The following is an 8,968-nucleotide window of genomic DNA, read 5'->3' on the forward strand; positions in this document are numbered from 1 at the left end:
AAGACCACTCACCATTCAGTGCGGATGTGGCGGAATGGTAGACGCGCAGCGTTGAGGTCGCTGTGGGGTAACACCCGTGGAAGTTCGAGTCTTCTCATCCGCACCAAAACCGTTTCGATTGAAACGCGCTCTCTTTGAACATTGTGCCGGGCGACAGCCGTTTTTTGTAAATGTCGAACAATCCGGCGGTTGAAACCCTTTATATCCCCCACCAATTTCCCGTTTCTGTTCGACGCGAAGCATAATCCGGTGCCGCATCTTATTGCCGGTACACAGAATTCGGGAACAGTCGCCGGTTTGTACGCGGTCGGACAGGCGCATGCCGCGATGGCGGATTGAAAGAGCGAACAACCAAACTCCCCGGCGCTTATCGAGTGGTGAACCGATTGCCGGTCAACTCTGCGCCCTGGACTTGTGGGGTATCTTCCGCAGCGCGAAAACTGTCGGAGCGAACGGGAAATCTTTCGAACCCTGGACGCTCTCATGCGTCTGCGATGCAACTGCCGCTCAGGTCTCCGGTCTGAAGGGAGCAGGCATTTCTGTTCCAGAAAAGCCTGTGGCGGAGGAGGTGGGATTCGAACCCACGGTACGCTTTCACGCACGCCGGTTTTCAAGACCGGTGCATTCGACCACTCTGCCACTCCTCCGGACCGGCTGGTTATGCGCTTTTGGCCGATGCGGGCGCGCTCTGCAAGAGGGTTGAGCGGTTCACCGTGAAAATCGGGTCGTGGGCGTGTACAGGATGCGAGTCTGCAGTACTTTTTGCAGGGGATTATTGCCTAAGCGCTGTGCAAAACCTTTCCTCGCACCGTAAGTCCGGCTAGGATGCCGCAAAAGCTCCTGAAAAAGGAGCACAGCAGACGCGCCGGACCCCGGCAAACAGGCAAGGACAACCCGAATGACCAAGAGTTGCATGTCCGGATTATATTCGCCCCTGTGCAGGTCCGCCGCTGCATTGCTCGCCGTCCTGGCGCTGTCAGCATGTGATGAGAACGGCGCTTTCAGCCTCGACAGTCTGACGGCATCACCGGCTGCCACAGCACCTGCGGGTTCCACCCCGGCCGGTGAGGCAACCGAACGGGATGTCGAGGCACCGGAGGTCTTTTCTGCGAAAGAAGAGGGTCTTTGGGACGGGCGCCCGTCGCTGGGCGGTGTCTGGGTCGCGCATCCGGATGCAGACGCGCCTGAGCGTGTGATCATTCGTAATGTCGACAACGGGCAATTCGTCGTTGGCGCGCTCTTCCGGCGCGAGCGGGATGTGCCCGGCCCACGGCTGCAACTGTCGTCAGATGCTGCGACCGCATTGAATATTCTCGCCGGCGCGCCGACCAGCCTTGATGTGACAGCGCTGCGCCGCGAAACGGTAGAGGCACCCGCGCCTGAGCCAGTGGCAGAAGACGCGGTCGTTGCCGCCCAGGCAGATGGCGCAGAGGACGTTCCGGTTGCGGCCAATGCTGCGGCTCCGGCGCTGTCTGCAGAAGAGGTGGCCGCAGCAGCTGAAACGGATAAGCCCGCAGGCTCTGCTGATCCGATCGCCCTGGCAACCGCAGCCCTGGGAGAGGCGGATGCCGCTGCCGAAACAGGCACTGCCGCCTCCAGCGAGGTCGCCGCCAGTGCGGCTGCCGCACCTGTCACCAGTTCGGCGTTGCCATCTTCTTCGCTGCCCGCATCCACCCTCAGCAGGCCATGGCTGCAGGCCGCGACGCTTAGCACCGAGGAGAATGCTGCGCGGGCGGTTTCGCAGCTGAGCAATGCCGGTCTGAACGCGCGGTCCAGCGAGCTGAAGCGCGAGGGCAAAAGCCTGTGGCGCGTGGTTGTCGGCCCCGCAACCTCCGAGGCAGAACGCAATGAAATGCTGGAAAAGGTCAAAAAGGCTGGATTTGCCGACGCCTTTCCCGTGACAAACTGAGCTTAAGCAGGAGACACCGCCGTGATCCGTCTTGCATCTGTACTGATCCTTCTTCTTCTCGCACCGCTGCAGGCTGCCGCTTTTGATACAAAGGCACGTGCGGCTTATGTGATCGACCAGACAACCGGCACGGTGCTGCTGTCCAAAAACGCAGACGAGCCATTGCCGCCGGCATCAATGTCGAAACTGATGACCCTTTACATGGCCTTCGAGGCCATACGGGACGGGCAGCTCAGCATGAGTGAAATGCTGCCGGTCTCAGAGCATGCGCAGTCCTATGGTGGCTCGAGCATGTTTTTGCAGTCCGGCGAAACGGTCAGTGTCGAGGACCTGCTGCGCGGTATTATCGTTTTGTCAGGCAATGATGCCTGTGTCGTGCTGGCGGAAGCACTGTCCGAGGACGGGCGCGAGGGCGGATTTGCCAGAATGATGACCCGCAAGGCCGTTGATCTGGGCATGACCAATTCGATCTTTATTAACTCCAATGGCTGGCCTGCGCCCGGGCATGTGATGTCGCTGCGCGATCTGGGCCTGCTGGCGCACCGGCTTATGGTGGATTTCCCGGAATTCTATCCGATGTTTGCCGAGACGGAGTTTGCTTTTGACAACCGGGTGCCCAGCAACCGGCTGAACCGCAATCCGCTCCTGTCCATGAACATCGGGGCGGATGGGCTGAAAACCGGCCACACAGAAGAGGCCGGGTATGGGCTGACCGGCTCTGCGCGCCAGGGGGACCGGCGGGTGATCTTTGTGGTGTCCGGCATCGACACCAGTGCGGAACGTGCTCAGGAATCACAGGCCATCGTGAACTGGGCGTTCCGCCAGTTTGCCGCGCGTCCGATGGTCTCCGGCGGTGAAAAATTTGCAGATGCCGACGTCTGGATGGGCAGCGAGCCCACGGTGGGGCTGATCGCTGAGCAAGACTATAGTGTATTGCTGCCGATCCGGGCGGGTACGGAGCTGGAGGCGGAGGTCGTGTTCAACGGCCCGATTGAGGCCCCGGTCAGCAAGGGCCAGCAACTGGCCGAGCTGGTATTCGCGCCCGACGGCCTGGAAGAGCGGCGCATCCCGCTGGTCGCGGACCGGGACATTGCCGCCGGTGGATTTGTGAGCCGTATGAGCACCGTTGCATTGGTGCTGTTCAACCGCTTTGTTCAGGGGCCCGAGGGCGAAACGTGACAATTCCCCCGCGCGGGTCCGGCTGCTTTATCACATTCGAGGGCATTGACGGCTCGGGCAAATCCACCCAGGTGGCCCGGCTGGCCGAGCATCTGCGTGCGCAGGGCAGGCAGGTTGTCGTCACGCGCGAGCCAGGCGGTTCGCCCGGTGCCGAGGAAATCAGGGCACTGGTGCTGCAGGGCGATCCGGACCGCTGGTCCGCCGAGACGGAAATTCTGCTCTTTACAGCTGCACGGCGTGATCACATGGAGCGTCTGATCCTGCCCGCGCTGGCCGAGGGCAAGGTCGTGCTTTGTGACCGGTTTGCCGACAGCACGCGCATGTATCAGGGATTGTCGCGCGGTGATCTGCGCCCGGTGGTCGACCAGCTGCACAGTCTGATGATCGGGCAGGAGCCGGATCTGACCGTGCTGATCGATATGGATCCGGCGACGGGGCTGAGCCGCGCTTTGTCCAGACAGACGGCCGATGAGCGGTTTGAAGCCTTTGGTGAGGATCTGCAAACGGCCATGCGGGCAGGGTTTCTGGCACTGGCTGAAGAGTTCAGCGACAGGTTTCGCATCGTCGATGGCGCACAGGGTATCGATGACGTGGCAAAAGATATCGCACAGATTGTGGACAGGGCACTGGCATGACAGCACCCGACCAGATCGAGGGCGCGTCCCACCCGCGCGACACGGCCCGGATTTTTGGCCAGGACAGGGCGCAGCAGGCGTTTCTGGATGCCTGGGCCATGGGGCGTCTGCATCACGGCTGGTTGCTGACCGGCCCGCAGGGTATCGGCAAAGCCACCCTGGCCTGGACCATCGCGCGGTTTCTGCTGTCGACGCCGGACCCGGAAGAAGACGGGCTTTTCGGCGCACCGGAACTGCCACAGTCGCTGGATATCAGCGCCGAGCATCCGGTGGCACGCCGCATCGCAGCGGGTGCTGAGCCGGGTCTGAAATCCATTACCCGCAGCGTAAATCCGAAGACGGACCGGATGCGAGAGGAGATTGTCGTCGATGACATCCGCGCGCTTGCTGGCTTTTTTCAGCTTTCAGCAGCCGACGGGGGGCGCCGCGTTGTGATTGTGGATCCGGCGGACGATCTGAATACCTCTGCGGCCAATGCGCTGCTGAAAATGCTCGAAGAGCCACCCGAACGGTCAACGCTTTTGCTGATCAGCCATCAGCCTTCCCGTCTGCTGCCAACCATCCGCTCAAGATGCCGCACCCTGCGACTGGGAGCGCTGGACCCGCAGGCGATGGCGCAGGCACTGGCCCAGGCCGGTGCAGCCGGTACCAGCGGGTCAGATGCGCTGGCCGAGCTTTCGGGCGGATCAGTGGGGGCTGCCTTGCGGTTGTCGCTGCTTGATGGTCTGAAAATCTATGCCGAGCTTCTGGCGCTTCTGAAGGGGTTGCCGCAGTTCGACAGGGGCCGCGCCGTCAGACTGGCCGAGGCTGCCGCGGCGCGCGGTGCCGGGGCGAAACGGGACCTGCTGTTTGATCTGCTGGATCTGCTGTTGTCGCGGCTTGCGCGCACCGGGGCCACCGGTGCGCCACCCGGCATCGAGGCGGCACCGGGAGAGGCAGAGATCCTGACCCGCCTGTCGCCCACGCCTGCTGCCGGGAGGGCCTGGGCAGAAACAGCGCAGGAAACCGGTGCCCGCGCGCGCCACGGCCGCGCGGTGAACCTTGACCCCGCCGCCCTGATCCTGGATACCCTGATCAAAGTAAGCCAAACCGCCAGCCCCTGACGTGAGGGTCCGGCCAGGACATCACGACAGGCATGACCGACACACCCCGGATCACTGACAGCCATTGCCACCTGGACTTTCCTGATTTCGACGGGCGGCTGCCCGAGGTGATTGCGAATGCCCGCGACGCCGGCGTGGCCCGCATGGTGACCATCTGCACCCGGCTGCGCAATGAACCGGCAGTCCGTGCAATCGCCGAAGCCCACGATCCGGTGTTCTACGCCGCAGGCACCCACCCGATGAGTGCTGCCGAAGAGCCCCTTGCCACCACGGACGAACTGATCGCTCTGGCGCGCCATCCAAAGTTCGTCGGGATCGGCGAGACGGGTCTCGACTATCACTACACCGCTGAAAGTGCGGATGTGCAGCAAACCTCCCTGCGGGTACATATCGATGCCGCACGCGACACGGGGTTGCCGCTGATTATTCATGCGCGGGATGCAGACGAGGATATGGCGCGCATCCTCGCGCAAGAGCACCGTAACGGCGCCTACACCTGCGTGATGCACTGTTTTTCGTCGTCTGCCGGTCTGGCGCGCGCGGCACTCGATCTGGGGTTTTATCTGTCTATGTCGGGGATCACGGCATTCCCACGATCGTCCGGGCTGCGCGATATTTTTGCCGCCGCACCCGCCGACCGGATACTGGTAGAAACCGATGCGCCCTATCTGGCGCCGCCGCCGCACCGGGGCAAACGCAATGAACCTGCCTTCGTCGCGCATACAGCACGCCGCGGTGCCGAAACCATGGGCATGCAATATGCGGATTTCGCCGCAGCCACCGAACGAAACTTTGATCGTCTGTTTTCAAAAGCCGCGCAGTGGGAGGCGGCCGCATAATGGCGCAGACCCGCTTTACCATTCTGGGCTGCGGCTCGTCGGGCGGGGTGCCGCGTCTGGGCGGGCACTGGGGCGACTGTGACCCGGAAAATCCGAAAAACCGGCGCAGGCGCTGCTCGCTTCTGGTCGAGCGGACCGGCGACAAGGGTACCACAACCGTTCTGATCGATACATCACCCGACCTGCGCGAACAGTTGCTGGGCACCGGCACCGGCCGGCTTGATGCTGTCATCTATACCCATGCGCATGCGGATCACGTGCACGGTATCGATGATCTGCGTATGATCGTGTTCAATATGCGCGCACGCCTGCCGGTCTGGGCAGATGCGCCGACCCGTGACGCGCTGATGAGCCGGTTCGATTACGCATTCGTCCAGGCCGAGGGGTCAACATACCCGCCGATTCTCGACATGAACCTCATCGACGGCGATGTGGCGATAGACGGGGCAGGCGGGACCATCCGGTTCACCCCCTTTCAGGTGGCACATGGCGGTATGGATGCGCTGGGTTTCCGCGTCGGCGATGTGGCCTACCTGCCGGATGTGGCGCAGATACCTGACGATCAGTGGCACCACCTTGAAAACCTTGACTGCTGGATTGTCGATGCCCTGCGCCGCGAGCCGCACCCGACACACGCACATCTCGCCCGAACGCTGGACTGGATCGATCAGGTCGCGCCGCGTCGCGCGGTGCTGACAAATATGCACATTGATCTCGACTATGCCACGCTGCTGGCCGAAACCCCTGAGCATGTCGAACCCGCCTGGGACGGGCTGACCCTGACATTCTCCACACCATAGTTTCTTCTGGCAATAAATATCCCCGCCGGAGGCTCCCGTCTCCTCCTGCAGGCGCAAAGGCCCGCCCATGCAAACCCTGCTCGATGTCATCCTGCCCGTCTTTCTGGTCATTGGTTTCGGCTACGTGGCTGTCTGGCGCAATCTCTTCCCGACAGAAGGTATTGACGGTGTCATGCGCTTTACCCAGAATTTTGCGATCCCCTGCATGTTGTTTCAGGCCATCGCCTCTATGGATCTCGGGGCATCCTTTGATCCCGGTCTGCTGAGTTCTTTCTATGCCGGTGCAGGGATCTGTTTCTTTCTGGGAATGACCGGCGCGCGTGTGCTCTTTGGCCGCGAGTGGGAAGACTGTGTGGCCATCGGTTTCTGCTGTCTCTTCTCCAATTCCGTTCTGCTGGGCCTGCCGATCACGGAACGGGCTTACGGGGCTGACGCGCTGACCGGCAACTTCGCAATTGTCGCGCTGCACTCACCGTTTTGCTACGGGCTGGGTATCACGGTTATGGAAATCACACGCAACCGGGGCCAGTCCCCGGCGGTTATGGCCCGCTCCGTGATCCGCGCGATGTTCAGAAATGCGCTGGTGCTGGCTATCGGACTGGGATTTGTCGTGAACTTTTCAGGGCTGCCCGTGCCCGGGGTTGTGGATGATGCCCTGTCTCTGATCGTCAGAGCAGCACTTCCCGCGGCACTTTTTGCGCTGGGGGGAGTTCTCTTTCAATACCGTCCCGAAGGCGATCTGCGCGCCATCGCCATGGTCTGCGGCATCGCCCTTGTCATTCATCCCGCGCTTGTCTGGTTTTTCGGAACCCTGCAGGAAGTGCCGCGGGACGCCTTTCGCTCGGGTGTGCTGACCGCGGCCATGGCGCCGGGCTTCAATGCCTATATCTTTGCCAATATGTACGGCCGGGCAAAACGGGTCGCGGCCTCTTCTGTGCTGATCGCCACCGGTGCTTCAGTTCTGACCGTGTGGGTCTGGCTGTCATTTCTCTCCGGACTATAGGTGTTTCCCGCTCGGCGGGATTCGCATGAGGCTGTCCGGAATGCCAAACAAGACCATGAATCATCGGAAATAAGGCTCCGGCGTGTCGGCAGATTGTTGCCGCTTTTTAACCCTGAATGGGGCGCTCAGAAGAAGATGGGGTGGCCGTTAGTTGTCCGTTAACACTCAGAGTGGACGATATCCCTGATTTTACTGATCCGCCGCGCAGCCGTTTTCGTGAAAAACGCTGCCACAATTGCCCTCAGGCAGCGCCCGGTTGTGTCAGGTTTTTAATGAATAGTTACCTCAGCGCCTGAATTGAGCCCAACGTTCGCCAAGCTGGCCCGCCATACAAGGATCAGTTCAGACGTTCCGGTCTGAGTGCATCTACCGGAAGAGACTGAGCGGCACGTAACAATTCGAGGCGTTTCAAATGGCTCATGTATTCTGTAACAACAGAGACAGCATCGGTGGGGATCGACGCAGCTTTATTACCGGAGGCCTGGTGGCCCTGGTACTGGGGCTCAGCGCGACATTCGCACCGCAGAGCGTTGAAGCTGCCGGATCCGATCCCTTCCTCAAAGCGAAGATGAATATTGCCGCCCCCAGTGGCGCCAGAGGTCTGTGTGGGAAATATGGGTGGGCCTGTGCTCATTCAGGTTCCAAACAGGCGCTGACACAGGCCGACCTGAAAGTCGTGCAGAAGATTAACCGCCGCGTAAACCGCCAGATCCGGTCGGTGGACGATATGAAACAGTACCGCAAGGCCGAACACTGGACGCTGCCCTATTCAAACAAGGGTGACTGCGAAGACTATGCGCTGCTGAAAAAGAAAGAGCTCATCCGGGCCGGGATCGCACCTGAACGTCTGCTGCTGACCACCGTGCTGGATACCCGAGGCAACAGCCATGCGGTACTGGTTCTGCGCGCTGACACCGGTGACTATGTGCTGGACAACCTCAACGACAAGATCAAACCCTGGAAGAAAACGCGCTATACCTTCCTGCGGATGCAGAACCCCGGGAAACCCGGTGCCTGGGTTGGTCTGCTGATCAAGGCATAATGCACAGCCTTAACTGACGTCGAAAAGAAAACAGCCGCGGTATGATCCGCGGCTGTTTTCGTTTTTCGAAAGGCTTCCCCGGTTGGGGGAGGGCGTTTTACAGGCTCAGCCGTTGCCGCCGTTCGGGCCACCGCCGTCGGCGCCGCCACCGCCGCCGTTGTTGTCGCCACCATCGCCGCCGCCATTGCCGCCGCCGAAGCCACCGCCGCCGCCATTGCCGCCGCCGTTGCCGCCGCCATTACCGCCGCCGTTGCCGCCGCCATTACCGCCGCCGTCACCGCCGCCGTTGCCGCCGCCGCCGCCGTTGCCGCCGCCGCCGCCGTTGCCGCCGCCATTGCCGCCGCCGTCACCGCCGCCGTTGCCGCCACCGTCACCGCCGCCGTTGCCGCCGCCATTACCGCCGCCGTTGCCGCCGCCGTTGCCGCCACCGTCACCGCCGCCGTTGCCGCCGCCATTAC

Annotated in this window: 9 protein-coding genes and 2 tRNA genes; 9 read left to right on the top strand and 2 right to left on the bottom strand. The window is 61.8% G+C overall.

The window, feature by feature from the left end:
• The first annotated feature begins 20 nt into the window (after positions 1 to 20).
• Positions 21 to 106: transfer RNA gene (locus tag Q1A34_RS20890), tRNA-Leu, on the top strand.
• Between the two features lie 451 nt (positions 107 to 557).
• Here Q1A34_RS20890 and Q1A34_RS20895 read toward each other — a convergent pair.
• Positions 558 to 647: transfer RNA gene (locus tag Q1A34_RS20895), tRNA-Ser, on the bottom strand.
• A 266-nt stretch (positions 648 to 913) separates the two neighbouring features.
• Between Q1A34_RS20895 and Q1A34_RS20900 the strand changes: the two genes are divergently transcribed.
• The 8 genes from Q1A34_RS20900 to Q1A34_RS20935 all read left to right on the top strand — a co-directional run bounded on the left by Q1A34_RS20900 (position 914) and on the right by Q1A34_RS20935 (position 8,510).
• The gene (locus tag Q1A34_RS20900; protein WP_300039224.1) at positions 914 to 1,909 is read left to right on the top strand and encodes an SPOR domain-containing protein; all 996 of its coding nucleotides are present in this window, start codon (positions 914 to 916) and stop codon (positions 1,907 to 1,909) included.
• A gap of 21 nt (positions 1,910 to 1,930) precedes the next feature.
• Positions 1,931 to 3,088 (top strand): D-alanyl-D-alanine carboxypeptidase family protein, encoded by a 1,158-nt coding sequence (locus Q1A34_RS20905; protein WP_300039227.1) that lies wholly within the window; start codon positions 1,931 to 1,933, stop codon positions 3,086 to 3,088.
• A gap of 2 nt (positions 3,089 to 3,090) precedes the next feature.
• Positions 3,091 to 3,723 carry a dTMP kinase gene (tmk, locus tag Q1A34_RS20910; RefSeq protein ID WP_300039246.1) on the top strand — a complete coding sequence of 211 codons (633 nt, stop codon included), beginning with the start codon at positions 3,091 to 3,093 and terminating at the stop codon, positions 3,721 to 3,723.
• Positions 3,720 to 4,826 carry a DNA polymerase III subunit delta' gene (locus Q1A34_RS20915; protein ID WP_300039229.1) on the top strand — a complete coding sequence of 369 codons (1,107 nt, stop codon included), beginning with the start codon at positions 3,720 to 3,722 and terminating at the stop codon, positions 4,824 to 4,826. Before tmk ends, Q1A34_RS20915 begins: the two co-directional genes overlap by 4 nt.
• Positions 4,827 to 4,858: 32 nt before the next feature.
• Positions 4,859 to 5,665, top strand: a complete 807-nt coding sequence (locus Q1A34_RS20920) for a TatD family hydrolase (protein ID WP_300039232.1) — start codon at positions 4,859 to 4,861, stop codon at positions 5,663 to 5,665.
• Entirely contained in the window at positions 5,665 to 6,465 is an 801-nt protein-coding gene (locus Q1A34_RS20925) for an MBL fold metallo-hydrolase (RefSeq protein WP_300039234.1), read from the top strand. Before Q1A34_RS20920 ends, Q1A34_RS20925 begins: the two co-directional genes overlap by 1 nt.
• Before the next feature lie 67 nt (positions 6,466 to 6,532).
• Positions 6,533 to 7,468 carry an AEC family transporter gene (locus Q1A34_RS20930; protein WP_300039237.1) on the top strand — a complete coding sequence of 312 codons (936 nt, stop codon included), beginning with the start codon at positions 6,533 to 6,535 and terminating at the stop codon, positions 7,466 to 7,468.
• A gap of 412 nt (positions 7,469 to 7,880) precedes the next feature.
• Complete coding sequence (locus Q1A34_RS20935; protein WP_300039240.1) at positions 7,881 to 8,510, top strand: transglutaminase-like cysteine peptidase; 630 nt, start codon at positions 7,881 to 7,883, stop codon at positions 8,508 to 8,510.
• 105 nt (positions 8,511 to 8,615) lie between these two features.
• Here Q1A34_RS20935 and Q1A34_RS20940 read toward each other — a convergent pair.
• Positions 8,616 to 8,968 (bottom strand): hypothetical protein (locus tag Q1A34_RS20940; RefSeq protein ID WP_300039243.1); only part of this gene is annotated, 353 nt, incomplete at its 5' end.

The sequence above is a fragment of the uncultured Roseobacter sp. genome (assembly GCF_947491795.1).
In the GTDB taxonomy this organism is placed as follows: Bacteria; Pseudomonadota; Alphaproteobacteria; order Rhodobacterales; family Rhodobacteraceae; genus Roseobacter.